At 44.1% G+C, this 26047-nt stretch carries 27 protein-coding genes and 1 riboswitch; of the genes, 24 read left to right on the top strand and 3 right to left on the bottom strand.

All coding sequences use genetic code 11. The features are described from left to right. Positions 1–4 precede the first annotated feature (4 nt). Positions 5–694, top strand: coding sequence for a hypothetical protein (locus R7127_RS02415; protein WP_031778833.1), 690 nt, complete (start codon positions 5–7; stop codon positions 692–694). 86 nt (positions 695–780) lie between these two features. Here the strand turns inward: R7127_RS02415 and R7127_RS02420 are convergent, their stop codons facing one another. Then, entirely contained in the window at positions 781–1782 is a 1002-nt protein-coding gene (locus R7127_RS02420; protein WP_053304538.1) for an AraC family transcriptional regulator, read from the bottom strand. Positions 1783–1889: 107 nt separating this feature from the next. Between R7127_RS02420 and R7127_RS02425 the strand changes: the two genes are divergently transcribed. The 14 genes from R7127_RS02425 (at position 1890) to R7127_RS02490 (ending at position 16551) form a co-directional block, all read left to right on the top strand. Then, positions 1890–2216, top strand: coding sequence for an MFS transporter (locus R7127_RS02425; RefSeq protein ID WP_017635162.1), 327 nt, complete (start codon positions 1890–1892; stop codon positions 2214–2216). Further along, entirely contained in the window at positions 2216–3439 is a 1224-nt protein-coding gene (locus tag R7127_RS02430; protein WP_005373637.1) for an HlyD family secretion protein, read from the top strand. The genes R7127_RS02425 and R7127_RS02430 overlap by 1 nt, the downstream gene beginning before the upstream one ends. Positions 3440–3540: 101 nt before the next feature. Next, a complete protein-coding gene (locus R7127_RS02435) occupies positions 3541–4863 on the top strand; it encodes an ABC1 kinase family protein (protein ID WP_064376223.1) in 1323 nt (440 codons plus the stop codon). A 112-nt stretch (positions 4864–4975) separates the two neighbouring features. Continuing rightward, entirely contained in the window at positions 4976–6322 is a 1347-nt protein-coding gene (locus tag R7127_RS02440) for a magnesium transporter (protein ID WP_064369371.1), read from the top strand. 805 nt (positions 6323–7127) lie between these two features. Next, positions 7128–8366 carry a cytosine permease gene (codB, locus tag R7127_RS02445; protein ID WP_064354865.1) on the top strand — a complete coding sequence of 413 codons (1239 nt, stop codon included), beginning with the start codon at positions 7128–7130 and terminating at the stop codon, positions 8364–8366. 9 nt (positions 8367–8375) lie between these two features. Beyond that, positions 8376–9653 (top strand): cytosine deaminase, encoded by a 1278-nt coding sequence (locus tag R7127_RS02450; protein ID WP_085569158.1) that lies wholly within the window; start codon positions 8376–8378, stop codon positions 9651–9653. Between the two features lie 248 nt (positions 9654–9901). Continuing rightward, positions 9902–10540 (top strand): HD domain-containing protein, encoded by a 639-nt coding sequence (locus R7127_RS02455; protein WP_017819864.1) that lies wholly within the window; start codon positions 9902–9904, stop codon positions 10538–10540. Continuing rightward, complete coding sequence (locus R7127_RS02460) at positions 10541–11299, top strand: helix-turn-helix domain-containing protein (RefSeq protein ID WP_182039581.1); 759 nt, start codon at positions 10541–10543, stop codon at positions 11297–11299. A gap of 146 nt (positions 11300–11445) precedes the next feature. Further along, positions 11446–13299 carry an MFS transporter gene (locus tag R7127_RS02465; protein WP_053307225.1) on the top strand — a complete coding sequence of 618 codons (1854 nt, stop codon included), beginning with the start codon at positions 11446–11448 and terminating at the stop codon, positions 13297–13299. A gap of 117 nt (positions 13300–13416) precedes the next feature. After that, positions 13417–14034, top strand: a complete 618-nt coding sequence (locus R7127_RS02470; protein ID WP_053307224.1) for a cobinamide adenolsyltransferase — start codon at positions 13417–13419, stop codon at positions 14032–14034. 104 nt (positions 14035–14138) lie between these two features. Then, positions 14139–14279, top strand: a riboswitch (FMN riboswitch). Between the two features lie 113 nt (positions 14280–14392). After that, complete coding sequence (ribB, locus tag R7127_RS02475; RefSeq protein WP_005373655.1) at positions 14393–15049, top strand: 3,4-dihydroxy-2-butanone-4-phosphate synthase; 657 nt, start codon at positions 14393–14395, stop codon at positions 15047–15049. Between the two features lie 104 nt (positions 15050–15153). After that, the gene (locus R7127_RS02480) at positions 15154–15699 is read left to right on the top strand and encodes a glutathione peroxidase (protein WP_005373657.1); all 546 of its coding nucleotides are present in this window, start codon (positions 15154–15156) and stop codon (positions 15697–15699) included. A 10-nt stretch (positions 15700–15709) separates the two neighbouring features. After that, positions 15710–16153, top strand: coding sequence for a DUF3429 domain-containing protein (locus tag R7127_RS02485; protein ID WP_017819861.1), 444 nt, complete (start codon positions 15710–15712; stop codon positions 16151–16153). A 152-nt stretch (positions 16154–16305) separates the two neighbouring features. Further along, the gene (locus tag R7127_RS02490) at positions 16306–16551 is read left to right on the top strand and encodes a hypothetical protein (RefSeq protein WP_017819860.1); all 246 of its coding nucleotides are present in this window, start codon (positions 16306–16308) and stop codon (positions 16549–16551) included. Between the two features lie 70 nt (positions 16552–16621). On the opposite strand, the gene R7127_RS02495 is transcribed toward R7127_RS02490, so the two are convergent. Both R7127_RS02495 and R7127_RS02500 read right to left on the bottom strand, forming a co-directional pair. After that, positions 16622–17221, bottom strand: coding sequence for a thiol:disulfide interchange protein DsbA/DsbL (locus R7127_RS02495; protein ID WP_005373667.1), 600 nt, complete (start codon positions 17219–17221; stop codon positions 16622–16624). An 83-nt stretch (positions 17222–17304) separates the two neighbouring features. Next, complete coding sequence (locus tag R7127_RS02500) at positions 17305–17685, bottom strand: hypothetical protein (protein ID WP_047102736.1); 381 nt, start codon at positions 17683–17685, stop codon at positions 17305–17307. Between the two features lie 278 nt (positions 17686–17963). Between R7127_RS02500 and R7127_RS02505 the strand changes: the two genes are divergently transcribed. The 9 genes from R7127_RS02505 to R7127_RS02545 all read left to right on the top strand — a co-directional run bounded on the left by R7127_RS02505 (position 17964) and on the right by R7127_RS02545 (position 25893). Beyond that, positions 17964–18260 carry an isoamylase early set domain-containing protein gene (locus tag R7127_RS02505; RefSeq protein WP_017635151.1) on the top strand — a complete coding sequence of 99 codons (297 nt, stop codon included), beginning with the start codon at positions 17964–17966 and terminating at the stop codon, positions 18258–18260. 213 nt (positions 18261–18473) lie between these two features. Next, positions 18474–19187, top strand: a complete 714-nt coding sequence (locus R7127_RS02510) for a response regulator (RefSeq protein ID WP_005373673.1) — start codon at positions 18474–18476, stop codon at positions 19185–19187. Continuing rightward, on the top strand, positions 19187–20485 hold the full coding sequence (locus tag R7127_RS02515; protein WP_005373675.1) for an ATP-binding protein: 1299 nt from the start codon (positions 19187–19189) through the stop codon (positions 20483–20485). Before R7127_RS02510 ends, R7127_RS02515 begins: the two co-directional genes overlap by 1 nt. Before the next feature lie 119 nt (positions 20486–20604). Then, on the top strand, positions 20605–20997 hold the full coding sequence (locus R7127_RS02520; protein ID WP_005385575.1) for a hypothetical protein: 393 nt from the start codon (positions 20605–20607) through the stop codon (positions 20995–20997). A 127-nt stretch (positions 20998–21124) separates the two neighbouring features. Then, the gene (locus R7127_RS02525) at positions 21125–21481 is read left to right on the top strand and encodes a diacylglycerol kinase (protein ID WP_017635149.1); all 357 of its coding nucleotides are present in this window, start codon (positions 21125–21127) and stop codon (positions 21479–21481) included. A 21-nt stretch (positions 21482–21502) separates the two neighbouring features. After that, positions 21503–23158, top strand: a complete 1656-nt coding sequence (locus tag R7127_RS02530) for a phosphoethanolamine transferase (protein ID WP_213895367.1) — start codon at positions 21503–21505, stop codon at positions 23156–23158. Between the two features lie 123 nt (positions 23159–23281). Further along, positions 23282–24214, top strand: coding sequence for a Gfo/Idh/MocA family protein (locus R7127_RS02535; RefSeq protein ID WP_213895368.1), 933 nt, complete (start codon positions 23282–23284; stop codon positions 24212–24214). Between the two features lie 218 nt (positions 24215–24432). Next, positions 24433–24864, top strand: a complete 432-nt coding sequence (locus R7127_RS02540; protein WP_005373685.1) for a YccF domain-containing protein — start codon at positions 24433–24435, stop codon at positions 24862–24864. 690 nt (positions 24865–25554) lie between these two features. Continuing rightward, entirely contained in the window at positions 25555–25893 is a 339-nt protein-coding gene (locus tag R7127_RS02545; RefSeq protein WP_017635147.1) for a hypothetical protein, read from the top strand. Positions 25894–26047: the final 154 nt, after the last annotated feature.

Here is a 26047-nt window from a genome sequence, read left to right on the forward strand (position 1 = left end):
AAACATGAAGAAACTTATTCTATTCGCTCCCTTGCTCCTTGCTGGTTGTGGTGGCCTAGCCGTCATGGATCGTACTGATGCCGTAAAAGCACAACCAGAAATGCTGATCAAAACCGACGGTGATTTTTGGGGATTCGGTGCAGATGGCCATTTTGATTTTGCTGGTAAGTACAAAGGCAAGTATTCACGCAGTGCTTCTAACTCAAGTTGGTTTAACCGTATCTCTTTCAAAGAAGGTTCAATGGGCGCAGAAGTGACTCGTATCGACAGCGGAGAAACTTGGCTTTTGAACTGCACCGGAGGCGGTATGTCGGTTAACTACATGGGCGTCGATTTTGGTGGGAATGATCCTTACACCTGTGACATTACTCAAGATGGTAAAAAAGTCGGTGAGTTTGCGATGGAGCCAAAATCGGCTCTCATCGACATCAGCTTTGAAAAAAAAGAGACGGGCGTAGTGCGTATTGGTAGCACCCACTTTAATGTAGAAACTGTACATACTAGTCCTGACGCCATGATGGCGGTAGACATTCCATTGGGTTATAGCTTTAAGGAGGGCACACAAGAAATTGCCGCAGTGCAGACGAACGGTACCATTGCGGTACAGATGCTCCCTGAACTTAGCGAACAAAAAAAGGATGTAATTGCCATCGGCGCTGTTGCAAGTGCACTAAGTTGGCGTCCTAAGAAATAGCCACCACATAAAACGACACAAAAAAATAACAAAGCCCTCAACTTTGAGGGCTTTTATTGCTTGTACTCATAGAGATAAGTGGAGCACTACTTCTCTAATCTTCCCGTATACTGCTTGGGCGTTAATCCACGATGTTTCTTAAACATACGATTGAAGCTCGCCACATTGGTGTAACCAAGGCGCGTGGCAATGTCATCAATACTCACGCGCTTACTCAACAAACCAGCTGCAATATTACTCAATACATAGCCAGAAACCGTCGAAAAATTGAGCCCTAATTTATGCAAACGACGTTGAAACTGCTGTTCAGATAAATCAAGCAGAGAAGACACGCGCTCTAACGTTGGCAATCCATAATGGCTGCTGTAGTTCACCACTTCATAAATCACTTTCAACTCGTCTTCTGGATCGGGCATATTAAGCAAATCATCCAAGTCGGAAAAACTCATCGCTAGACGGCTGTCTTCTCGATGGCTCACTTGGCGGGAGGCTAGTCGGTCATCTCCTGGGATCCATATCTCTGTTTTTGGCTGACTCCATTCCACCTCGCAGCCGAAATATTCCCGGTATCGCTCAGTATTTTTTCTCGAGCCTGAAACCTTGACACGTAAAGGCTGATAATCTTTGCCAAGAAATTCGCGCAACACCTTAATCATAAATACCGCACAGCGGATACTATCGTGCACCTTTACTGACGTTTCTATAAACGGGTTGTGGTAAGTCCATTTGATGATTTTACCCGACTGTTCGCCAGCAAAAAACGCCCCTGATTGTAGGTTGCTCACACCATAATTCACTCGCCGAATGGTACTGGCTAAATCATTGCCGGAGAATAACCAGCGTCCCACTGGCCCTAGCTTTTGCAGTTCAATACCTCGGCTGAGACTCAACACCACATCCGGGTCACCACTAGCTTGTTCAACACAACGATACCATTCCGCAACGGCTTTTAGCGGGATCAGTGTCATTGGGTTACGAAACACCGATGCTGGGATCCCTAACTCATCCGAGTCCAAATTGTATTTAGATAACGCGAGGTTATGCATGTTTAGAATGCCCATCGCGCGAATAAACCGAACCGTTTTCATAACTAATTACATCAAATTTAATCCTATAGTGATTGAATCTGTCACAAAGAAAGCCGCAAATCAAATTCAGATCACAATACGCCAACAGTTTGATAGAGGAGTGTTTAATGAGTTTACTGAGTGTCCCATTTGTCGGTACAGGCGCAGATACGGCGTTACATGTTGTCGCTGCTGTCGTTTTAATCGCGAGTGTCGCGGGCGCGTGTTACGGCTTTTGGAAAATCCATGAATTGCCTATCAATAAAGCACACAGCAAAGACCATCATCAGATAGGGCTCATCACTGCGCTGACCTGGATAGGGTTTGTCTGGCACTGGGTTTGGGTGCTAGCCGTGATCTTTGCATTTGTTGATATGGAAAAAGCCATCATCAATCTGCGTGATACATGGAAAAGTAAACCGCAAACAGAAACACAGCCAAAAGAGGAAGCATAATGTTAGAAGGTTTAGCGGTATGGGCACTCTTCATCTATCTGTTGCGTTTGGTTGGCATGCCTTGGAACAAAGCAACCAAATCGTTCGCTTATCTTGGCGGCTTGGGTTGGCTAATGTTCGTCTGGGTAGGTTTGATTAACTTCACCCCGATGGATTTATCCGGCGGTTCTGTCGTGCAGTCACCACACATCCAATTGCGTCCAGATTCAACCAATGTAAAAGGTAAAGTTGACCACATTTACATTGAGCCGAATCAGAAAGTTAAAGAAGGTCAGCTAATTTATGAACTTGACCCAACGCAATACAAAATCGCATTAAATCAAGCGAACGTATCCGCTGATTCTGCTCGCGTTGCATTAGCTACGGCAAAAGGCGACATCGAGATTGAAGAAGCCAACCACGAAGCGCTAGTGCAAGATCTAGAAACATCAAAGAGCCAGTTGGAAGCGGCGAAAGTTGACTACAAATTGCAGAAAAAAATGCTAGATCGTTATGTTGAGCAAAACCGAGTAGTGCACAACACCATCACGGAAAGCGATATCGACAAACAATCGAGTGCGGTTGATATGGCACGTCACAACGTGTTGACCCTTGAGTCTCAAATCAAGAAGAAACAAGTCGATATTTCCCGTGCAAAACTGGCGATTCATAAAGCGGAACTTGCAGTTGAAACTAAACAAGCCGAACTGCGCCAAGCTGAAGAGCAAATTGCAAAAGCGCAATGGGATTTGAATAGCACAAAAGTTCATGCCCCAACAGATGGCTTTGTCACCAACTTTATCCTGCGTGAAGGTCAGCGTGTATCGATGATGCCGCGTATCAACATGTACACTAACGAGAAGTACGTGCTGATGCGAGTCAACCACCAGGCGATTCGTAACATCAAACCGGGTCAGCCAGCGGAATTCTCTTCGTCCGTTTACCCAGGTAAGATCTTCTCAGCGACCGTCGAAGGCATTGTTGAAGCAACAGGTGAGTCACAAGGTAATCTACTGGGTTTCGATGATTCCGTACGTGTCACCACTGGAAAGAACTTACAGAACAAACACCACTTTGTTCGTCTTAAGATTGATGAGCCAGAAGGCTACGACATCCCTGTTGGCTCTGTTGGCCTCGCATGGGTCAGCGGTGAAAAACCGATAGGCTTCATGGCCTTCTTGGATGTGATTCGCGGGATCATCATCCGAATGAAGTCTCAACTGTACTTCTTCTACTCTATCTAAACTCGCAAACCGCCAGTTACGCTGGCGGTTTTCTTTTCATTTGTATCCAAACATATCCTTTTCCCGTATAACAATTAGTTAGTAAATAGCGGAGAAGATTCATGTCGGCAAAGGAAAGAAGCCTACCTACCCATCGCATCTCAAGATTCAGCAAGTTCGCTTCACTTGCTACCCGTGTCGCAGGCAATGTGATTACAGAAGGCACGAAGCAGATAGCCAAAGGCAACAAACCAAAAGCGAAAGACCTCTTGCTGACGCCACAGAACATCGCGCGTTTAACTGACCAACTTGCTCACCTACGTGGCGCTGCAATGAAGCTTGGTCAAATGCTGTCAATGGATGCTGGTGATGTTTTAGAACCTGAACTTGCCGATATTCTTTCCCGTCTTCGTTCCAACGCAGACCCAATGCCTGCAAAACAACTCAACGCAGTAATGGAAAGTTCGCTAGGAACGAATTGGAAAGCTGAGTTTCTGTCATTTAACTTCAAACCAATCGCCAGTGCATCAATAGGACAAGTGCACCAAGCTTACAGCGATGCGGGCGATAACCTAGCCGTCAAAGTGCAATATCCGGGCATACGGAAAAGTATCGATAGCGACGTCGATAATGTCGGTACACTGCTCAAGGTCGTTGGGTTGATTCCCGAGTCTGTCGACTACAAAGGATTGCTCGAAGAAGCGAAAAAGCAGCTACATGACGAGGCCGATTACGCACGAGAGGCACAATTTGCCATTCGTTATCATGACGCTTTGAAGGAGCACCCTCATTTTGTGGTGCCCAAGATTCATACTGAAAGTTGCTCAGACTCCGTTCTCGCGATGGAATTCATTGATGGCAGTCCGATTGAGCAAATCGAACATTATGATCAGAGTACGCGAGATTTTGTCATGCACAGCCTACTCGAATTACTGTTTCGAGAGCTGTTCGAATTTAAGATGGTACAAACCGACCCAAATTTCGCCAACTACTTATATATCGAAAACACTCGTCAAATCGGCTTGCTAGATTTCGGGGCCACTCGCGAGTACAGCGAGCGGTTCAGCACTGGTTATCGCCAAGCTTTCGCATCTGTCGTTAACAATGACGAACAAGGCTTGAATAATGCGCTTGAACAAATAGGCTTCTTCAGCCAAACCATCCTTCCAGACCAACGCCAAGCGATTCTCGATCTAGTGAAAATGGCATGTGAACCTATGTTGGTCGATGAGCCCTATGATTTCAAAGTCAGCGGCTTAGCACAAAAGCTTCGCGAGGCTGGCACCATTCTAAGCATGGAGCAAGAATACTGGCATACTCCACCAGCAGATGCCCTATTTTTACACAGAAAAATCGGCGGAATGTACTTGCTGGCAGCCCGTATTGGCGCAAAAGTGAACATTCGCCAATTGGTACAGCCATATCTCACCATCAACAGCGAATAGCCTATTGTTTTTCTGTTACTTTCAAGTACCTTGAGCAAGGTTAAGATGCATAGTTGTGCATCTCAATAACATGCCATACTTCCATAAAACGAATTAACTATCGGGGTACTCGGTGAGCAAGTTTCAAGATCTCTCCACTCTAATCCAGCAAATTGGCCAAGCCGAAGAAGCGGATCAAGTCGCAACGCTCAATGAATCTATTGAAGCGGGCCTCGAGCCCGGCGCGGTTGCCCTGATTCTAGAAGCATTTCCAATCGACGATCGTGTTCGCTTATGGCGAGCTTTACCACTAGAGCTACATATCGACGTGTTAACGGAAATGCGTGCGGACGTACGTTTCTCTATCATCAATGCGTTATCTGAAGTCGAGCTAAAGCTCACTCTCGCTAAACTCGACAACTTGTCGCTCATCGAATGGGCCGATTCGTTGCCAGAGTCGATCATCAACGAAGCGCTCTCGTTGATAGAAAAAGATGAGTTGGAACTTTACGATCAAGCAAACGAGTATGCTGATGAAGAACTCGGCCACTGGGCTGAACGTAAGATCATCACCCTGCCCTTCAACATTACGATTGGGACAGCTAAGCAGTTAATGGAGCGCTATAGCTACGACACGCCTCAACAGGTGTATCTGATTAATCGTAATAAACAGTATCGTGGAACGGTCAACTACTTCGATATCTTGCGTGGTGACCCCGATACTCGCTTAAAAACACTCGTTATTGAGGCTGTGACGGTGCTAGACAGTAAAATGATGCTTCCTGAAGCGGTAGAGGCATTAGAACACAGCACACTGCCCGCTCTCCCTGTAACTGATGCAGACCAAACACTGATCGGTGAAGTCGATTGGCAGTTTGCATTGAGTACACAGCGTGAAATCTACGAAGCACGTTTGATGGCCGGTACAGGTATGGATGAAGGCGATGACTTGTTTGCGCCAGTATTAAAAAGCTCGCATAAGCGCGGTGTTTGGTTAGGCATCAATTTGCTTACTGCGATTTTGGCGTCTGTCACTATCGGACTATTTGAAGATGTAATTGCGCAGGTGGTGGCTTTGGCGGTGCTCATGCCAATTGTTGCATCCATGGGGGGCATTGCTGGCAGCCAAACGCTCACTCTAATGATTCGTGCGATGGCGCTTAATCAGATCACCCCAGGTAACCGTTTCAAGCTATTGAAAAATGAGTTGGGTATTGGCTCTCTGAACGGCATTGCTTGGGCGTTAATCATCGGCGGGCTCGCCGGATTGTGGTTTCAATCTCCGGTTCTTGGGGGAACCATCGCGCTGGCCATTATCGTCAATATTATTACCGCAGCTTTATTTGGTGTGCTGATTCCCATCATTCTGGATAAGTTTAAATTGGACCCCGCTTTGGCTGGCTCGGTGATTCTAACAACAGTGACAGATGTAGTTGGTTTTTTCGCCTTTTTAGGAACGGCGAGTTTAGTCATGCTTTAAAAGGTTCATTGTTTATTAATCAATCATTAGCATAATAGAGTCAAATTGCATAACGCAGTTGCAAATTGCAAACACACTCAAACTTTAAGCAACGCATGTCACAGAAACTACGTATTTTAGGGCATATTAAAGTTGGCACAGTAACTGCATTATATAAATCGACCCTTCTTAAGCCGAGGGTCACCTAGCCAACTGACGTTGTTAGTGAACTTGATTTTGTTCACATGTATATAAGCCAATCGCACTCTTTGCGGTTGGCTATTTTTTTATGTGGCTATTGCCCTCTTATCCTCTGACCGAGCTCGGTTGTACTTTTCTTACCCACAACAGATTGTTTACTGTTTATAAAATTCAAATATTCGCCCACTAAACCATTAGAAATGCCAGCTTCAACAAAAATAAATCACCTACACAAAATAAAACCAAGAAAACACACCCAAGAAAAGAACAAATAACGTCCAAACCAAAAACCTCATCATGAAATCGTTTTCTTTTCATAGAAATCGACTGAACAATCCAGAGTTATAGATAAATTTAATCCATAAAAACAAATAGCAATTCAAAACATTCATTTCAAATAGAAAACCTGTCTATAAATCATAGAAAATACGTAAAATCAAAATTTCCACTTTTAGAATTTAAAAATCAAACCATTGTTATTAAAAGAAAAAATACACATCAAAAACAAAGCAAACGTTTAAATTGCAATTTTATCATTGACTATTAAATTTACATCACGATAATACGCGCCGTTTGCCTGAAAATCAGGTGCTATAATTTAATATTTCAATGTGCGGAGGTAATAATGGCTGGAGACAATAACTACAGTCTTGGACCAGTTCCTAACACGGCCAGAAAAGGCGTGGCGTCACTTACAATGGTGATGTTAGGACTCACTTTTTTCTCCGCAAGTATGTGGACTGGGGGTTCTCTCGGTACTGGGCTCTCCTTTAATGATTTTTTCCTCGCTGTTCTCATCGGTAACCTAATCCTCGGTATTTACACTTCTTTCCTCGGTTACATCGGCGCTTCTACTGGTCTCTCTACTCACCTTCTTGCTCGTTTCTCTTTTGGTTCTAAAGGCTCTTGGCTTCCTTCTGCTCTTCTTGGCGGTACTCAAGTTGGGTGGTTTGGAGTTGGTGTCGCGATGTTTGCGATTCCGGTGCACAAAGCAACGGGCATCGATACCAATACTTTGATCCTCGTCTCCGGTTTGCTCATGACCGCGACCGTTTACTTTGGCATCTCCGCACTGATGGTGTTGTCAGCAATTGCCGTTCCTGCCATTGCGCTACTTGGCGGCTACTCTGTCATCGAGGCAGTAAATAGTGTTGGCGGTATAAGCGAACTACAACAGGTTCAACCAACCGAGCCACTCGATTTTTCAATAGCTCTCGCGATGGTTGTCGGCTCTTTTGTCAGTGCTGGTACATTAACGGCGGATTTCGTACGCTTTGGTAAAAAGCCGCGCAGCGCCGTGATGATCACCATGGTGGCATTTTTCATCGGTAACTCGTTAATGTTTATCTTTGGCGCGGCAGGTGCGTCGGTGACGGGTCAATCAGACATCTCTGAAGTGATGATCGCGCAAGGTCTTCTTATTCCAGCTATCATCGTTCTTGGCTTGAACATCTGGACGACCAACGACAACGCGCTCTACGCATCGGGTCTTGGATTTTCCAACATCACAGGCTTACCAAGTAAATACATCTCAATGGCGAACGGTCTTGTTGGCACACTTTGCGCTCTCTGGCTCTACAATAACTTTGTTGGCTGGCTGACCTTCTTATCTTTGGCAATTCCACCGATTGGCGGTGTGATCATCGCTGACTTCTTCACGAACCGTAAACGCTACGCAAACTTTGAAGCCGCCCAATTCCAAAACGTTAACTGGGCTGGCATTATCGCTGTCGTGATTGGCGTTGGTGCGGGACACTTCCTGCCTGGCGTAGTGCCGATTAACGCTGTACTTGGCGGCGCAATTAGCTTCCTGATTCTTAATCCTGTTCTCAACAAAAAAGCACTGGCTACACAGCCAGCGTAAGGAACCATCATGACAACACTACTGATCAAAAACGTAACGCTAAAAGGACAAGAAGGTCTGCAGCAAATTTTGATTGAAGATGGTCAATTCAAGCGCATTGAAAGCAACGATGTGGAGCTTAGTCATAACGGTGACATCATCGATGCTGAAGGCGGTATGGCGGTTGCGCCTTTCTGCGAGCCACACATTCACTTAGATACAACTCAAACCGCAGGTGAGCCAAGCTGGAACATCTCTGGCACATTGTTTGAGGGTATTGAACGTTGGGCTGAGCGCAAAGAAATGCTGTCGATTGAAGACGTGAAAGCGCGCGCAAAACAAACCTTAAAATGGCAGATAGCAAACGGCGTACAACACGTTCGTACCCACGTCGATGTTTCAGACCCTACCCTAATTGCCCTAAAAGCGATGGTAGAAGTGCGTGAAGAGATGAAAGAATGGGTAGATATCCAAATCGTCGCCTTCCCGCAGGAAGGAATTCTCTCTTACCCAAATGGCAAAGAGCTGCTAGAAGAAGCCGTCAAATTAGGTGCGGACGTGATTGGCGCGATTCCACACTTTGAATTCACACGCGAATATGGCATTGAATCGCTGCACTACGTATTCGAGTTAGCGAAAAAATACGACCGCCTGATCGACGTGCATTGTGATGAAATCGATGACGAACAATCTCGGTTCGTTGAAACACTGGCAGCATTAGCGCACAAGTTTGATATGGGGAATAAAGTCACGGCCAGTCACACCACAGCGATGGGTTCCTACAACGGTGCATACGCATCTCGCCTGTTCCGTTTATTACGCATGTCCGGTATCAACTTCGTGGCAAATCCATTGGTGAACATTCACTTACAAGGACGTTTTGATGATTACCCAAAACGTCGCGGCGTAACACGAGTGAAAGAGATGCTGAATGCCAACATCAACGTCTGCTTTGGACACGATGATGTATTTGACCCTTGGTACCCACTAGGCACTGCAAACATGCTGCAAGTACTGCATATGGGTCTGCACGTGTGTCAGGTGATGGGTTACGACCAAATCAACAACTCACTGGATCTGATCAGCAACAATTCAGCACGTACACTGAACATTCAAGACAAGCACGGCATTGAAGAAGGCAAACCAGGTAGTTTACTGATTCTTCCCGCAGAAAATGGTTTTGACGCAGTACGTCGCCAAGTGCCGGTTCGTTACTCTGTTCGTCACGGTAAAGTGATTGCAGAAACACAGCCTGCGACAACTCATATTCATCTTGAACAAGCAGAGCAAGTAACGTTCAAACGCTAAAAAGATCGGCGAAACGAAAAAGGCCTGACGACATCGTCAGGCCTTTTTTCTACTGGTAAACATCACTGCTCGCTCTGTCTATTCTTGTCTCATAAACCACTGAACACATTGAAAGGCCATATAAAACGGCTCAGTACCAAACGTTGCACAAGGTTCTGGTGGCTGAATCTCAATTACACCATCGCACTTGGAAATTATTCTAAGCGTTGGGCATACTTCTGACTTCATTTTAGTTGTAGATATGAACCATGACGTCATTAAGCCAGATAGAACCGCAATTTTTGGAATTTATGCAGCAAGAGATGCAAGTAGATGCAGCTCATGATCTTAAACACGTAAAACGCGTGGTCAAAACAGCGAAACAGCTCTGCAAAGAAGAAAATGCAGACATCGCGATTGTATTACCGGCTGCCTATTTGCATGATTGCTTTACTTACCCGAAAGATCACCCAAATCGCAAAGAGAGCTCAATCATCGCAGCCAAAAAAGCGGTCGCATTTTTAGAGAGTATCGATTATCCGCAGCAATATCATGATGCCATTGCTCATGCGATAGAGGCACACAGCTTTAGCGCAAACATCAGGCCAAATACGTTGGAAGCCAAAATCGTCCAAGATGCCGACCGTCTGGACGCTTTAGGCGCAATTGGCGTGACGCGATGCATTCAAGTCAGCACTCAATTTAACGCGCAACTTTACAACGACAGCGATATATTTGCCGAAGAACGTGAACTTAACGATAAACAATTCACTCTGGATCACTTTCAAACCAAGTTATTCAAAATCGCTGAAACCATGAACACGGAGTCAGCGAGACGCGAAGCGCAAAAACGCAAAACCTTTATGCAAACGTACCTAGAGCAGTTACACGACGAGGTAACAGCGTAAATGTCAGAAAGCTATACGTTAATTAAAGAGCTTAAACGCCAACTAAAGTTAGCTGGGCTGCATTATGCGGATGTTGCACAACACCTTAATTTAAGTGAAGGAAGCGTCAAACGTTTACTCGCTGAAGGTCAGCACATTAGTCTTGAACGCTTAGAACGCATTTGCCAATTGATTGGTTTAGAAATGGCGGAACTGTTTAAGATCGCGGCTGCGCACAATAAAGGTCTAGAGTCGCTAACGTTAGAGCAAGAAAAGCAGTTGGTTGATGATAAAGCCCTGCTACTCGTGGCAATCTGTGTTGTAAATGGCTATCAGTTTGAGCAAATCGTTCAGCAATACACCTTCAATGAGTTTGAACTGGTGCAAAAGCTTGCTCATTTGGATCGTCTGAACATCATCGACTTGCAGCCAAATAACAAAATTCGTTTGCGTATATCTCCGACATTTAAGTGGCAGATGGGCGGCCCTATTCAACGGTTCTTCCAACAGCAAGTTCAAGACGCCTTTTTCCAAAGCTACTTTTCTGGTGAAGATGAAAAGTTCTCCATGGCAACAGGACTGATGAGTGTACCAAGCAACAAGAAGCTACAACAGAAACTGCAAAAGGTCATCGATGAGTTTTATCAGGCTTGCCAAAATGATAGCTCTCTCGATATGGACGAAAAGCACGGCACCTCTCTGATTATTGCGATGCGTCGTTGGACGTTCCCTTTGTTTGAACCATGGGAAAGAAAACCTGCTCAGAAGTCTCGGAATTAGTAACTCAATAAACGAATGGAAATGAAAGTAACGAATTTCGTTACTTTTGGTGGCATACAACGTCACTTGAAAGAGAAAGCTGGTTTAATCGTTCATTGAGCATAAAGTGCTCCCATCTCATTCGACTTTGTTTAATCGGGGCCCGTATGTTTTTCTCAAAACGCTTTTTTCCTTACTTTGTGACGCAATGCCTTGGCGCACTCAATGACAACATCTACAAAAACGTTCTGTTATTGATGGTGACATACAGCCAAATTGATAACCTACCAATATCCGTCAATCTATTCGTTAATTTGGCGGCAGGCTTATTCATCCTACCTTTCTTTCTATTCTCAGCGCATGCTGGTGCCGTCGCTGACAGCATGGACAAAGCCAAATTAATCCGACGTCTAAAGCTCATCGAGCTGGCTATCATGTCTTGCGCAGCAACCGCTATTGCCACCCAAAGTGCCATGCTGATGCTGGTTCTGCTGTTTATGACAGGCACTCAATCGGCCTATTTTGGCCCCGTGAAATACGCCTTGTTACCACAAGCGCTCAAACCAAATGAGCTTGTTAGAGGAAATGCTTGGGTTGAAATGGGCACGTTTCTTTCGATTCTTATAGGTACGCTTAGCGCAGGCCTGCTGCTAGCCATTCCTAATGGTACCTTGATTGCTTCTTGTACCGTGATTGCCTTGTCTTTGCTTGGGTTCATGAGCAGCGTGAATATTCCAACGATGCCTAGCCAATCGAATGACAAAGCGAAATTTGAACCGATTTCTGGTTTAAAGAACACGTTAAAAGTGGCAAAAAAACAGAGAGGCATCTGGATGTCTATTCTTGCCATCAGTTGGTTCTGGTTCATGGGTGCGACTTACCTAACTCAATTCCCTAACTTCGCACGCGAACATTTGTTCGCAGATAGCACTGTCGTTTCTTTACTGTTGGCATTGTTTTCGATTGGTATCGCGACAGGCTCTTGGTTGTGTGAAAAACTTTCTTTCAACCACGTTGAGCTTGGTATTTTGCCATTCGGTATCCTTGGTCTGACAGTCTTTGGCGTCGACTTGCTATGGGCAGTCCCAAGTTATCCATCACTTCCGGTGCACTTTTATGATGTGCAAAGCTTCGTTGCTGAATCAAAACATCTGCGCGTCATGATTGACCTGTTCCTTGTTGGTGTAAGCGGCGGTGTCTTTATTGTTCCTCTTTATGCGTTCATCCAATCGCGTTCAAACAAAGGGGAGTGTGCACGTGCCATTGCTGCTAACAACATCATGAATGCGTTGTTTATGGTGGTGTCTGCTTTGGTTTCGATCGTTGTACTCAGCGTACTAGAGCTTTCTATTGTGGAACTGTTTGCCATGATGGCAATAGGTAACTTTTTCGTGGCGATCTATGTATATCGCCAAGTACCGGAATTTACACAACGCTTTATCAGTTATTTACTCAGCCATTGTATGTATCGTGTGTCCGTAAAGGGGCGCCAACATATTCCTGAACAAGGTGCTGCGTTAATCGTGGCTAACCATGTTAGCTATGTCGATGCATTGATTTTGATGGGAACCTCTACTCGCCCGGTTCGTTTTGTGATGGACAAGTCCATCAGCGAGCTACCTGTTCTTAAATATGTATTCCGTCATGCCGGTGTTATCCCGATCTGTTCTCCACGTAAGTGTGCCGACACTTACCGACGAGCATTTGAACAGATTGAACAAGCACTTAACGACGGTGAGGTTGTCTGTATCTTCCCTGAGGGTCGTTTAACGTCTAACGGTCAATTGGGTGAGTTTCGCCCTGGTGTGGAAAAAATCCTTGAACGTAACCCTGTTCCTGTCATCCCTATGGCGTTAAAAGGGCTTTGGGGTTCTTTTTTCAGCCATAAAGGCGGACATGCTCTCACAAAACGACCGACTCGTTTTTGGTCAAAAGTGGATGTTGTTATCGGTGAAGTGTTAAGTCCTGCGTCTTTAAATCGTCATCAATTGCAACAACAAGTACAGGATTTACTGGGCTGAGTCGCTTGCTACAGCAGTCAAACTTTGCAGAAAAACGTAAATATGCACCACAAAGCACAAGTAGTTCCTTGTTAATTAGAGTAGGATATCTACGATGTCATAAATCTAGGAGGTATTATGAAAATCATCATCTTACATGGTCTTTATATGCATGGGCTGGTCATGCAGCCTCTTAGCCAAAAGCTGAGAAAACTCGGATACGAAACGCAAGTACTCAGCTATAACACCGTTGCTATCGATGAGCCTTCACTGTTTGATTCTATTGATCATTCGCTTAATCCACTGACCACAAACGTGCTCGTGGGACACAGCTTGGGAGGCTTGATGATTAAGCGCTATCTCGCCAACAGAAAACCGAGCACTAACTTAATCTCTCATGTTGTCGCTATCGGTTCGCCTCTGAAAGGCGCGTCCATTGTAGGTCGAATTCAAGATCTCGGATTGGGTGCAATTTTAGGCAATTCGCCACACCACGGATTAAACAAACATGATGACGCTTGGGATTTCCCTCAAAAACTCGGCAGTATCGCAGGAACGATGCCGATTGGCGCTCGCCCATTGTTGATCCGTAATGACAACACCATGTCGGACGGTACCGTTACCGTAGAAGAGACAAGACTGGACGGTATGCAAGATCATATCGAAGTGAAGCAAACGCATACGAGCCTGATTTACAACACCTTCGTGCCGCAGCAGATTGATCACTTTATTCGCACAGATTATTTCCGTCGATAGCACACTTTTCCATCATACAGATGGAATCGACTTTCCAAGCTATTCAGTTCGCAGTACTATCCTAGCTCCACTTCTTCACAACTTGGATGAAGTGGTACATTTTTAATTGTTCTCAGGGCGGGGCGAAATTCCCCACCGGCGGTATACTTTTTCAAGTGAGCCCGCGAGCGCTCGATTCGTCGAGGTCAGCAGATCTGGTGAGATGCCAGAGCCGACGGTTATAGTCCGGATGAAAGAGAATAAGAATACACCAGCATAGCGAGTCAGATCGCTAAAAATGCCGGTGCACTTCTTTTTGATCGTATTTTACGGCGATCTCTCATACCGCCCTGATTCTGGTGAAATTTAGGAGTTAACCATGAATCAGTCATCACTACTTGCCGAATTCGGCGACCCAATTACTCGCGTTGAAAACGCACTTATCGCTTTAAAAGAAGGCCGTGGCGTACTGCTTCTTGATGATGAAGATCGCGAAAACGAAGGCGATATCATTTATTCAGTCGAGCACCTCACTAACGAGCAAATGGCATTGATGATCCGCGAATGTAGCGGCATCGTTTGTTTGTGCTTAACAGATGCTCAAGCAGACAAACTGGAGCTGCCTCCAATGGTGGTAAACAACAACAGCGCAAACCAAACCGCATTTACGGTTTCTATTGAAGCGAAAGTTGGTGTAACAACGGGTGTTTCAGCAGCAGACCGCGTAACGACCATTAAAACGGCGGCAAACCCGCACGCAAAACCGGAAGATCTTGCTCGCCCGGGTCACGTATTCCCTCTGCGCGCACGTCCAGGTGGTGTAATGACTCGCCGTGGTCACACAGAAGGTACGATTGATCTGATGCAAATGGCAGGGCTTCAACCCGCTGGCGTACTGTGTGAAGTGACCAATCCAGATGGCACGATGGCAAAGGCACCGGAGATCGTAGCATTCGGTCGCCTGCACAACATGCCGGTACTGACGATTGAAGACATGGTAATGTACCTGAACCAGTTCGAGTTGAAACTGGCATAGTCAGATCTCAGCTCTTGAAAAAGCCGCGCATTTGTGCGGCTTTTTTGATCGATCCTCTTTGCACTTAAGTAGTTATACTTATTGAAAACAAGGGGAACAACACCATGAAAGGATTACTGAACTTCGCCGCTCTCGTTAGCTTTCTCTCCATGAATTCGCTTGCTCTTGCATCTGAGTGCCCTGATATTCTTCAAGGTAAGCAAAGGTTGTTAAACTCAACGGAAGAAGTCGATCTATGCGAAAGCTTTAAGGGAAAGACACTACTAATCGTCAATACAGCAAGCCAGTGCGGCTTCACTCCTCAGTTCGAACAGTTAGAAACCCTCTATCAAACTTACAAAGACCAAAACTTCACCGTTATCGGTTTCCCGAGCAATGACTTTCGACAAGATAGAGGAAGCGAAACGAACACTGCGAAAGTCTGTTATCTCGATTACGGGGTAACCTTTCCAATGATGGCTCGCTCTTCAGTATTAGGTGTAGATGCGAACCCAGTCTTCAACCAAATTACCAACCAAGCAGGCATAAAACCAAAATGGAACTTCTACAAGTTTCTGATTAGCTCTGAAGGTAAAGTTATTGCTACTTTTCCAAGCTCCACATCACCGACAAGTACTACGCTTACCAATATGATAGAGCAACAATTGTAAGGTGACGACCATGACAACACGCTCAACCATGCTACAACTCGGTTACTTAGGCCTGGTTCCATTTGTGTTTAGTTTAGGGCTGATTTTCACTGACATCTCACTCTTCAATTTAAGTGGTCAGCAATTTTTCATCGCATATAGCGCCGTTATATTAAGTTTTTTATCTGGCATCCTTTGGGGTAATGGCATTGAGCATTACTACCACCGCCTTAGCCGAAATGTATTAATTCTCAGCAACCTTTTTGTCTTACTGGCTTGGGGCGCATTACTGCAGGGCCACAAACATTACGCGGTCGCTACCCTACTCTTAGCAATTGGGTATCTTGCTGTTTGGTATGCAGAAAAGCTCGTGAGGAAAGTCGAACAAGACGCCGAGCCCAAGGGATATCAAGGAATGAGGAGCAAACTGACCTTCGGCGTAATCGTAATGCACGGATTGGCTTTAGTTTCATAACCTGGTCTGTCCAGTACTAAGATCACAAAAAAACGTCTTTTTATAAAACAATGTTCATTTCGTGAATGCACACATATTTTGAACACTGTTTTGTTTCATTTATGAATCAATCCACATATAAGTAATTCAAAGCATTCACAAAGGATATGAATATGTTTTTTCGCAAACTTTTGTTTAGCACTGCGATGATCAACGCAACGACAGGTTGCGTGTCTTACCAGGCACAACAAGCCGCCGCTCAAACAGTAAATAATACAGGCACTGTGCTTACCAATGTGATTAAAACCACGATTGCTCAGCCATGTAATGTTGCAATCACTGCTGCTAGCTTGTTTTATCCGCATGCCATATTTATGACTAGTGTTCCGACTCAAGCATGTACAAGCGTTCTTAGATAATACGAAAGTGATAAGCATAAAAAATGGCGACTCTACCGTCGCCATTTTTAAGCTTCAATGCTATTTATAGTTACAGAGTCAATAAGTAATTAACTAATTGATTGTACTCGTCGTAAGTACGAATTTCGTTGGCCAAAACAATGTATTTATTGTTCACAACCACACCCGGAACCCCTCTCAACGTGCTAGCAGAGAATTGCTTATCAAAACCTTTCTGCATTGAGTTTACGGCGAAACTATTGTACGCCGCATCAAACTTCTTACCTTCGACGCCATTATCAACGAACAGCTGTTTCAGCTCAGCTTCGTCTTTTGGCGCTTGTCGCTTTTGATGAATTTGGGCAAACATGGCAGGAATCATTGTATCTTCAACTCCTAGCGACACCATCGTCGCGTAGGACTTGGCCATCGGAATCGCCATATCTCCGCCCATGAAGCCCACATGCACCTTTTCAAACTTTGCCTCTTTTGGCAGAGCAGGTTTTAAACGCTCAATAAGCGACTCAAACTTGTAGCAATGTGGGCAATAAAAAGAAAAGAATTCCGTCACAACAGGTTTCGATGCTTTCTTAACATCCAGAACTTTGTAGTGCTTCCCTTCTTCAAATTGCGCTGCATGAGCGGTAAAAGTCAGTAAAAGTGCACTACATAAGGCAAGTAGTTTTTTCATTGTTTATTTCCTTGTGGCATTCAAATGCCAAATCATTTCATTTGGTAAAAAGGGGTAAACCCCAAGTAATTTGAGATGAGGAATTAAACAATCGGAGGACGATAAAGCTTGGTGATCACAGTCACTACTTTTTCGACTAGAGGCCTATCAATCAATGCAAGGCTATAAGGAAGAAGCAGTAAGTCGTTTTGAGATAAGTTGGCGGGAATTTTGACCATGCAGGAAGAGCTACAACTCGTGTGAGATTGTTGTGCCTTATTGATGGCTGACTCATCGTGATGTGATTCTACGCAGTCGTCATTGATGCCAAGTTGTTTGTGCAGAGCAGCCTGTTGAACAATAAGATCGCGTACTTCAATTGTTTTCATCGGAGCGGAAGCCTGCGCCACAGGAGCGACACTACTCAAAAGCATAGCAACTAAGCAAACTATCGCAGTCAACAATGTACGGTTAAACTTCAACATAGCTACATCAAGGAAAATGGTGATTTAAGATAATACATGATAACGATTTGACTTCAAGATACGGACTCTCGGCTCGCTAACAAACTCTGTTCTTTGACCATTTTAGGCTAGTGAATTTTCTCTCTAACGCTCCCTCAGTACACGAAATCAGCACAACGAGCTATTCACCGTTCGGATACTCCCCTCATCAGATACCAGCAACAATTCGATAAAACTTGAAATCATTATGAAACATGAGTAATAGTTAGAACAGTTTTTGTACGAACAAGGAAAGATCAATGCTTAAAAAAAGATTCTTTAAGACAAAAGATGAAGTCGAAGTCACGTTCGAGCTAGATAAAGATCAGTGGGACTCTGTCCAAATTGCTGGAGACTTCAACAACTGGCAGCCAGAACCGATGAAATTAGTGAAGAAAAGTCGTCAGTTTAAATTTAAAACCCGCTTACCTAAAGCGCAGAATGTTCAGTTCCGTTACTTGCTCGATGATGCGAAGTGGGAAAATGACCCACAAGCTGATGCTTACGTTCCAAATGTTTTTGGCAGCGACAACAGCGTCGTGTGTACCACCGAATAAGCGGTAATTTCGCTTTAAGATTCCATACCTAGGCGCAAACGTTGCGCCTTTTTACATCTCTCGAAATGTGATTAGTGATTAGATTTAAAACATTAATTGGCAATTTTATCCATTTAACTCATCCGATAACCTTATTCTGAGAAAGCTTTATTTGAAATAATTCGTAAATTTGTTTAAGTTCCATTGATATTAAATATTGTATACATCACTTAAATGAACGCACAACAAATCAAACCATCTCTAATCATTGTGGAAGACGATCCCAAATTACAAACTATGTTGGGTGAGTATTTTGTTGAACAAGGTTTTCAGGTCAAATGTATCGACAATGGGACGGACGCACCCAATGCGATTATTGACACACAACCAGACGTGGTGCTGTTAGATTTGATGCTACCCGGGCAAGATGGTCTGAGTGTATGTCGTCAAATCCGAGAATGCTACAAAGGCAAAGTGTTGATGCTAACAGCAAGTGATGATGACTTCGATCATGTCGCCGCATTAGAAATAGGCGCAGATGACTTTGTTACTAAACCCATCAAACCTCGCGTATTACTGGCTCGTATTCGCATGCTATTAAGAAGAAAAGAGGCGGCGCCTACCGAGTCCGAAAACGGCCTACAAATTGGTGTTCTGTGTTTAAACCGATTGCGTAAATCGTGCGTAATGAACCAAGAAGAAATTGCGCTGACAGACGGCGAGTTCGATTTGTTGTGGGTTCTTGCTACGCATGCTGAAAAAACACTATCACGTGAGTGGCTGACCAAAACACTACGTGGTATTGAATACGATGGAACAGACCGCACCATTGATAATCGCATAGTGACACTGAGAAAGAAGCTAGGCGATGCTTCTTGCTCACCACAAAAAATCATTACCGTTCGCGGCAAAGGCTACCTATTTATGCCTGATGCATGGAATGAATAATGAGACGGATTTATCTGGAAAGCTTTGTTGGCCTTATCATTCTGTTTATGGCTAGCTTGTGGGGATACGAGTTCTTAGTTTATGAGATCAACACAGATTATGACTACCTATTACAAGAGCATGAGGGTCAAGCTTTTCACGATCTGATCTACCCTATCTATAAAGAACACGGATTAGAATATACTCAACAACAGTTGGAACAATTTGCCACATCAAGCCATCGTTTGTTGGTGCCTCATACGCTTGAAGAGCTTCCAACAGACATCAAAAAGGCGTTTGAAAGTGATACCTCCGTTAACGTCGCTTACGATGAAGAAAGGGATATCTGGTTCCGCCTAGATGCGAGCACGCCTATCTTTAAAATGAGCGATAATCCGAATAGTCCTGTGGTTAAAGCAGCCAACTTTGATGACAATATCGTTTGGTTGTTCTTTTTAGCTGGATTTGCTCTGTATTGCATATTGTTGATCTGGTTCTTAAGCCGTCGGATTCGAGAGCTAGAGAGAGTGACCGTTGAGTTTGCCTCAGGTAACTTCAAGGCTCGAGCTAGTACCTCAAGCGCTAAGTCTGTTGGGACGTTAAACAAAAGCTTTAACACGATGGCCGATAAAGTATCTCGCTTGATCACTAGCAATAAAATGCTAACTAACGCCGTTGCACATGAATTGCGTACCCCAATCTTCCGCTTACAATGGCAAGCAGATTTGTTATCGGATTCAACCTTAACTGAACAACAGAAAAAGTATGTTTACAGTATCGTCGAAGACATTGACGAGATGGAAGAAATGGTTGAAGAATTGCTTTACTACGCAAAGATGGAGCGTCCTGACACAGCATTACAAACTCAAGAAGAAGTCGTCCTATTCAACTTAGTCAAAGAATTACGACAGAGATGGCAAAAAGAGACTACGCTCGCTATCTCGCTTCAAGAAGTAAACTCAGAAAACGTTCTCGCGTTTGCTGACCCAAAATTGTTAAAGCGAGCCTTAGATAACTTGCTGCGCAATGCAATGCGGTACGCGGATAAGCAGATTTTAGTAGAGATAAAACACGATCAGCACCGCTGCTTCATCAATGTTCATGATGATGGCATAGGTATTGAAGAAAAGCATTGGCCTCATCTATTCGAACCATTTTACAGTGCGGATGAATCTCGCAACAAAAAGACGAGCGGGTTTGGGCTCGGCTTGGCGATTGTCAGACAGATAATGGAGCTTCAACGTGGAGAAGTTTCGATTTGCCATAGCCCACTTGGAGGAGCTTGCTTCACACTTAGCCTCAAAAAATCAGACAGTTAACTTAACCTTCCTACCCCGTTTACAGAAGACGACACTTCAATACACTCAAGCGACAGAGCCCAACAATAAAACAGTGTACATTTAATCCATAAGATTCACACACTAAATGGATAGTACTCATGTATAAATCTTTTATCCTGATTATGGCGCTTACTTCTACGCTTACAGCTTGCGCCTACAACCAAAAACCTGTCGTCGACATGACCAATGTCGACCCTAGTACATATGAACAAGACTTTCTTTACTGCCAAGGCTATGCAGAAAATGTCGACAAATCAGAGGCAGCGAAATCTGAAGCCACTAATGGGGCAGTTACAGGCGCATTGATCGGCGCAGCTGCTGGTGCGCTAGAAGACGGATTAGGTGGAGCGGCTGTCGGTGCTGCTGCCGGCGGTGCTGTAGGAGCTGGAGCTGGTGCTTTGAGTGGAACAAATGATTCAACCAAAACTCAATCTCTCGTATTGCGTAAATGCCTCCAGCACAAAGGCTATACCGTCTACGATCTTGATTAAATAAGCACTTTTCTTAAATTATCGCGCGATGGATTCTATTCACAAATGTTTCACGCTGTAACGATTAATCTCGTTACCTCTCTGGGATATGTGTTCCATCCCAATGCTTAAATAGTAAGGTCATATTTTGAAGCCAGGTAAAACAGGTATACGCCGTGTCATGGATGCGACCGGCTATTCATTTCAAGGATTGAAAGCCGCATGGACACACGAAGCCGCTTTTAGACAAGAATTGATTCTCGCCTTGGTGCTTTCCGTCTGTGCTTTTTTCCTTCCTGTCACCACATACGAAAGAGTGCTGATGATCAGTAGCCTGTTCTTGGTATTGATCGTCGAACTCATTAATTCCGCCGTAGAAGCGGTTGTCGACCGTGTTAGCGATGACTGGCACGAGCTCAGTGGTAGAGCCAAAGATATTGGCTCAGCAGCAGTATTTGTTGCGTTAACTCTTGCCCTTTTTATTTGGGCTTCGTTCTTGCTCTAATTTTTATTCAAGACACTCATTATGAAGACACATGATTTACAACAGAGAGGTATCTCTTACGTTACCTTTACTTTCTTGTTGGCGCTGTATTTCGCTCTCGTCGTAAATATCCCTATTTATAAAGAACTAATCGGCATCTTTACACACTTAGATAATGTCAAGATTGGATTCATTATCACAATACCAATTTTCTTTCTTGCCGCGCTCAATTTCCTTTTTAATTTATTTAGTTGGCCTTGGATCGGCAAGCCGTTCTTTATAATTTTAATCATTGTTTCAAGTATGGTGAGCTACGCAAGCTATAACTATGGCACACTTTTCGATTCTGGAATGATTGCCAATATTGTTGAAACCGATTCGAGCGAGGCGAGTTCTTACCTGAGTGCTCACTCTGTAATTTGGACGCTGATTATGGGAGTTATCCCAGCGATAATTGTCTTTAAGGTCAAGCTGCAATCTCAACGCCACCAATTACTGTACTTCTCTGTTACCAAATTAGTATCGATGCTGTCGTCGCTAGCTGTCATCGCCGTCATTGCCAGCGTGTACTATCAAGACTACGCATCTGTAGGGCGCAACAATAGCCACCTGAAAAAAATCATCATACCCACCCAGTTCGTTTATAGCGCGACCGGGTATGTGAAGGAAAAATATTTCACCACGCCAGAGCCATATCGAGAAATCGGCACAGATGCAAAGCAGTCAAATAGCGCCGTACAGCAAGCACAGAGCAAACCAACACTACTGGTTTTTGTCGTAGGAGAAACCGCTCGAACTCAGAACTACCAACTCAATGGCTATACACGAGAGACAAACCTTTATACTAGTAAACTGGATGTTATCTCATTTCAAGACGTCGCGTCTTGTGGCACCGCGACTGCTGTATCTGTGCCTTGTATGTTTTCACAGCTCACGCGAAACGAGTTTGAACGCGCCAAAGCGGATAACCAGGACAATGCTCTCGATATAATGCAGCGCGCCGGGGTTGACCTCATTTGGAAAGAAAATGACGGTGGGGATAAAGAAGTAGCCCACAAGATCAAGAAAATCGAAGTGGATCGAAAGCAAGTAAGCCCTATGTGTAATGGCCAAACTTGTTACGACATGGCGCTATTAGATCATTTTGATCAGGAAGTCGCGGATATGCACGGTAACCGAGTGGTCGCCATGCACCTTATAGGAAGCCACGGTCCGACCTACTTTCAGCGTTACCCAAGAGACAACGCCTTCTTTAAACCAGACTGTCCACGTGCAGATATCGAAAACTGTAGCATCGAACAAATAGTGAACACATATGACAATACAATACGCTACACCGATCTTGTATTGGCAGAAACCATCAAAAAACTTAAAGCGTTAGAGTCTGAGTATAATACCGCGCTAATTTACATATCGGATCACGGTGAGTCACTAGGCGAAAACGGATTGTTCTTACATGGTATGCCTTATGGCCTTGCACCAGATTTCCAAAAACGCGTTCCTTTGATTATGTGGCTGTCTTCGGGCTTTAAACAAGCGAAGCAGATCAATACCGACTGTTTGTATAAACAAGCACAGAATGCAGGCCAATACTCACATGATAACGTGTTCCACTCTTTATTAGGCATTATGGATGTACAAACTCAAGCCTACGATAGCAAGTTAGATATATTCAAAGCCTGCCGAGCCGTTTCCTAAATCATTCAATAAAGCCTGGCTCAAAGTGTGAATCAGGCTTTTTCTAACAAGGTATTTAAACTCATCGCCGCGCCAAGCGTTATACTGACAGTCCGCGATCCATACATCGAGATAAGGACTAGGATGAAAATTGGTATTATTGGTCTAGGGGATATCGCTCAGAAAGCATACCTTCCTGTTATCACTCAGCTTCCAAATATCGAACTTGTATTTTGTACCCGCAACCCAAACACACTTGAGAGCCTGGCTAAGCAGTATCGAATCTCAGAGATCTGCCAGGACTACCAACAACTTCTGCACTTTGGCGTCGATGCCGTCATGATTCATGCGGCAACAAGCGTACACCTTCAAATAGCGGCATTTTTTCTGCAACATGGAATCCCAACCTTTGTCGACAAACCATTAGCGAACAGTGCTGATGACGTCGAAAAGCTGTACGATATTGCCGAAAAAGAGAGACAGCCACTCTATGTGGGCTTTAACCGTCGTCACATTCCACTTTATAACCAACATATGCCACAAGTGCAGCAAGGCAACATATCTGACTTAAAGTCGCTACGCTGGGAAAAGAACCGTCACCAACTACCGGGGGATGTTCGTACCTTTATATTTGATGATTTTATTCACCCATTAGACAGCGTTAACGTCACAGCCAAAGCAGATCTAAAAGATGCTTATGTAACTCATCAACTTGAAGGTGGTCAGTTGGCGCGTTTAGATATTCAGTGGCAACATGGAGATACTTTGCTCCACGCCTCGATGAATCGCCACTTCGGTATCACTACAGAGCGCGTTCAAGCTTGTTATGCAAACAAGGCAGTTGAGTTCGACTCCTTCGTTGAAGGCAAACTATGGCAAGCTAACCAAGAGCAAAAAATCAATTTGAAAGACTGGACGCCAATGCTGACGAGTAAAGGTTTCCATTCGATGTTGCTCGATTGGTTTGGCGTCGTTGAGTCTGGAAATATTGCTGATGAAGTAGTAACACGCAACATTGCCAGCCATCGATTGGCAGAGCAAATTTGTCAATATCTCGAGAAAGTTGTCTCTATATAATGCGATTCTTGGCTATATGCTTGATTGAGTATTACGCTCTATACTAAAAAGACTTGCATTAAGGAAGGCATTCATTCTCTGTTAAGACTACGGCGATTATTCTATCAATCAGGTGAATGAGGGCACAAAAGCACACATTGACAAAACAGACGGTTTAGATTTGTTTTACGGTGCTCTCAGGTATCTGAATCATCACATTCAAGAATAAAGGAAATAGAATGAGAACACTTGGTAACATCATTTGGTTTGTATTTGGTGGCGTATTTATGGGGTTGCTATGGTGGTTTTTTGGTATTTTGGCCTTTATTAGCATCATCGGAATACCTTGGGGGCGTGCGTGTATCGTTATGGGTAATTTTTCCTTTTTCCCATTCGGTAAAGAGGCCATCTCACGCGATGAATTGACCAATGAAATGGACATTGGCACGAGTCCGCTCGGCGTTATTGGTAACGTCCTTTGGTTTGTGTTTGCAGGCCTTTGGTTAGCTATCGGTCACGTACTTTCTGCAGCAGCATGCTTTGTCACCATAATCGGCATTCCGTTTGCGCTCCAACACCTCAAACTAGCGGTTATTTCACTCGCACCAATTGGTAAAACGGTTGTATCGTCTGAAGAAGCTGCAATGGCTCGATATAACATCAATCGTTAGCGATCGGCTAATGCACTTTCTATCCTCTGGGCAGTCATGCTCAGAGGGTAACGCCCGTCAAAAGTAAGCCTATAATCGCTATCGCATATTCAATAATGGCTGATTGTATATTCATACCGTCACCTTTACGTTGAAGTTTATCCTAGCTCAGCACTGCTTTACTTTTATAATTAATTAATACGCCCAATCGAGTTCAAGATGCTAGACTCATAGCGTCGTCACTGACTCAAACTCCAAGAACGACGTAACGAAAAAGCGAGCTATCCTATGCTCGAAATATGGGTTCTCTCTCCCTCGAAGTAGAGTTCAACAACAAAAAGACGAACTATAATCATAGCCAAAATTAATGCTTTTCGACCTAAAATATCTCACATCAATCAAAGAAAGCTTCTAAGATTTTCTCTTTTTGAGTAAATATAGAGAGTTACAGTAGCGAAATTCTTCTCGGTAAAACTCCCCACTCAATCTCATGATCAGTTTTTTTAAAAAACAACAAAAATTCGTTGTTATCTAGAGTAATTATTTTATTTGTCGCAGAGCAATTCCATCAATATCATTTGCGACATCGGAGTGCTAGAGCATTGAACTTTTTAGCATTTATCACAGGTATAGAACGTAAAAAACCTTTTATTACTTATTTTTCTTTTTACATATGTTCTAACTCAACGTCTATTCAGACAGGAATATACCGTGGATAAATATCAAGCAGCTTATGCTAAGCGTCTAGAGAAACTAAATGGGGATCCATCTCCTAAAACGATAGCCCGCCTTTCGGCTTGGGATGCGTTTTTTAACAAGGAGTACGAGCTCCAAGACTTGGAATACCAGCTATCGGACGCTGCGCACCAGCACTATGAACAGTCGCATGCGAAGAGCGACATTAGCTTCAAAGAATTCAAACGAGCGTTCTATAATGAATCCATCAAAATTTACAATTTAACTGATGGCGCTTCTATCCAGAAAGTATTCACCCCATTACTTTTGCTTACAACGCTCTGGATAGTGTTTGTATGCCTATTTAACAAGTGATCATCAAACTATTCCAACAACGATCAGTATGGGACTACAGGTATGGCTCTATGTAAGGGGGCTAATTGGCTCGGTCTCCTTCACTAAATTAGCGACTCAATTACCCGCAATTCCATAGGCTAAAAGTGACAAGGGCATCCGTTGATGCCCTTTT

Source organism: Vibrio sp. 1159, assembly GCF_033340395.1.
Taxonomy (GTDB): Bacteria; Pseudomonadota; Gammaproteobacteria; order Enterobacterales; family Vibrionaceae; genus Vibrio; species Vibrio alginolyticus.

Coding starts and splice junctions, on each gene's coding strand:
- R7127_RS02485 (WP_017819861.1), top strand. CDS start 15,710: ATGACAACACGCTCAACCATGCTACAACTCGGTTACTTAGGCCTGGTT.
- R7127_RS02435 (WP_064376223.1), top strand. CDS start 3,541: ATGTCGGCAAAGGAAAGAAGCCTACCTACCCATCGCATCTCAAGATTC.
- R7127_RS02515 (WP_005373675.1), top strand. CDS start 19,187: ATGAGACGGATTTATCTGGAAAGCTTTGTTGGCCTTATCATTCTGTTT.
- R7127_RS02460 (WP_182039581.1), top strand. CDS start 10,541: ATGTCAGAAAGCTATACGTTAATTAAAGAGCTTAAACGCCAACTAAAG.
- R7127_RS02450 (WP_085569158.1), top strand. CDS start 8,376: ATGACAACACTACTGATCAAAAACGTAACGCTAAAAGGACAAGAAGGT.
- R7127_RS02430 (WP_005373637.1), top strand. CDS start 2,216: ATGTTAGAAGGTTTAGCGGTATGGGCACTCTTCATCTATCTGTTGCGT.
- R7127_RS02510 (WP_005373673.1), top strand. CDS start 18,474: ATGAACGCACAACAAATCAAACCATCTCTAATCATTGTGGAAGACGAT.
- R7127_RS02495 (WP_005373667.1), bottom strand. CDS start 17,221: ATGAAAAAACTACTTGCCTTATGTAGTGCACTTTTACTGACTTTTACC.
- R7127_RS02500 (WP_047102736.1), bottom strand. CDS start 17,685: ATGTTGAAGTTTAACCGTACATTGTTGACTGCGATAGTTTGCTTAGTT.
- R7127_RS02470 (WP_053307224.1), top strand. CDS start 13,417: ATGAAAATCATCATCTTACATGGTCTTTATATGCATGGGCTGGTCATG.
- R7127_RS02530 (WP_213895367.1), top strand. CDS start 21,503: ATGAAGACACATGATTTACAACAGAGAGGTATCTCTTACGTTACCTTT.
- R7127_RS02455 (WP_017819864.1), top strand. CDS start 9,902: ATGACGTCATTAAGCCAGATAGAACCGCAATTTTTGGAATTTATGCAG.
- R7127_RS02535 (WP_213895368.1), top strand. CDS start 23,282: ATGAAAATTGGTATTATTGGTCTAGGGGATATCGCTCAGAAAGCATAC.
- ribB (WP_005373655.1), top strand. CDS start 14,393: ATGAATCAGTCATCACTACTTGCCGAATTCGGCGACCCAATTACTCGC.
- R7127_RS02480 (WP_005373657.1), top strand. CDS start 15,154: ATGAAAGGATTACTGAACTTCGCCGCTCTCGTTAGCTTTCTCTCCATG.
- R7127_RS02420 (WP_053304538.1), bottom strand. CDS start 1,782: ATGAAAACGGTTCGGTTTATTCGCGCGATGGGCATTCTAAACATGCAT.
- R7127_RS02520 (WP_005385575.1), top strand. CDS start 20,605: ATGTATAAATCTTTTATCCTGATTATGGCGCTTACTTCTACGCTTACA.
- R7127_RS02415 (WP_031778833.1), top strand. CDS start 5: ATGAAGAAACTTATTCTATTCGCTCCCTTGCTCCTTGCTGGTTGTGGT.
- codB (WP_064354865.1), top strand. CDS start 7,128: ATGGCTGGAGACAATAACTACAGTCTTGGACCAGTTCCTAACACGGCC.
- R7127_RS02465 (WP_053307225.1), top strand. CDS start 11,446: ATGTTTTTCTCAAAACGCTTTTTTCCTTACTTTGTGACGCAATGCCTT.
- R7127_RS02425 (WP_017635162.1), top strand. CDS start 1,890: ATGAGTTTACTGAGTGTCCCATTTGTCGGTACAGGCGCAGATACGGCG.
- R7127_RS02490 (WP_017819860.1), top strand. CDS start 16,306: ATGTTTTTTCGCAAACTTTTGTTTAGCACTGCGATGATCAACGCAACG.
- R7127_RS02540 (WP_005373685.1), top strand. CDS start 24,433: ATGAGAACACTTGGTAACATCATTTGGTTTGTATTTGGTGGCGTATTT.
- R7127_RS02505 (WP_017635151.1), top strand. CDS start 17,964: ATGCTTAAAAAAAGATTCTTTAAGACAAAAGATGAAGTCGAAGTCACG.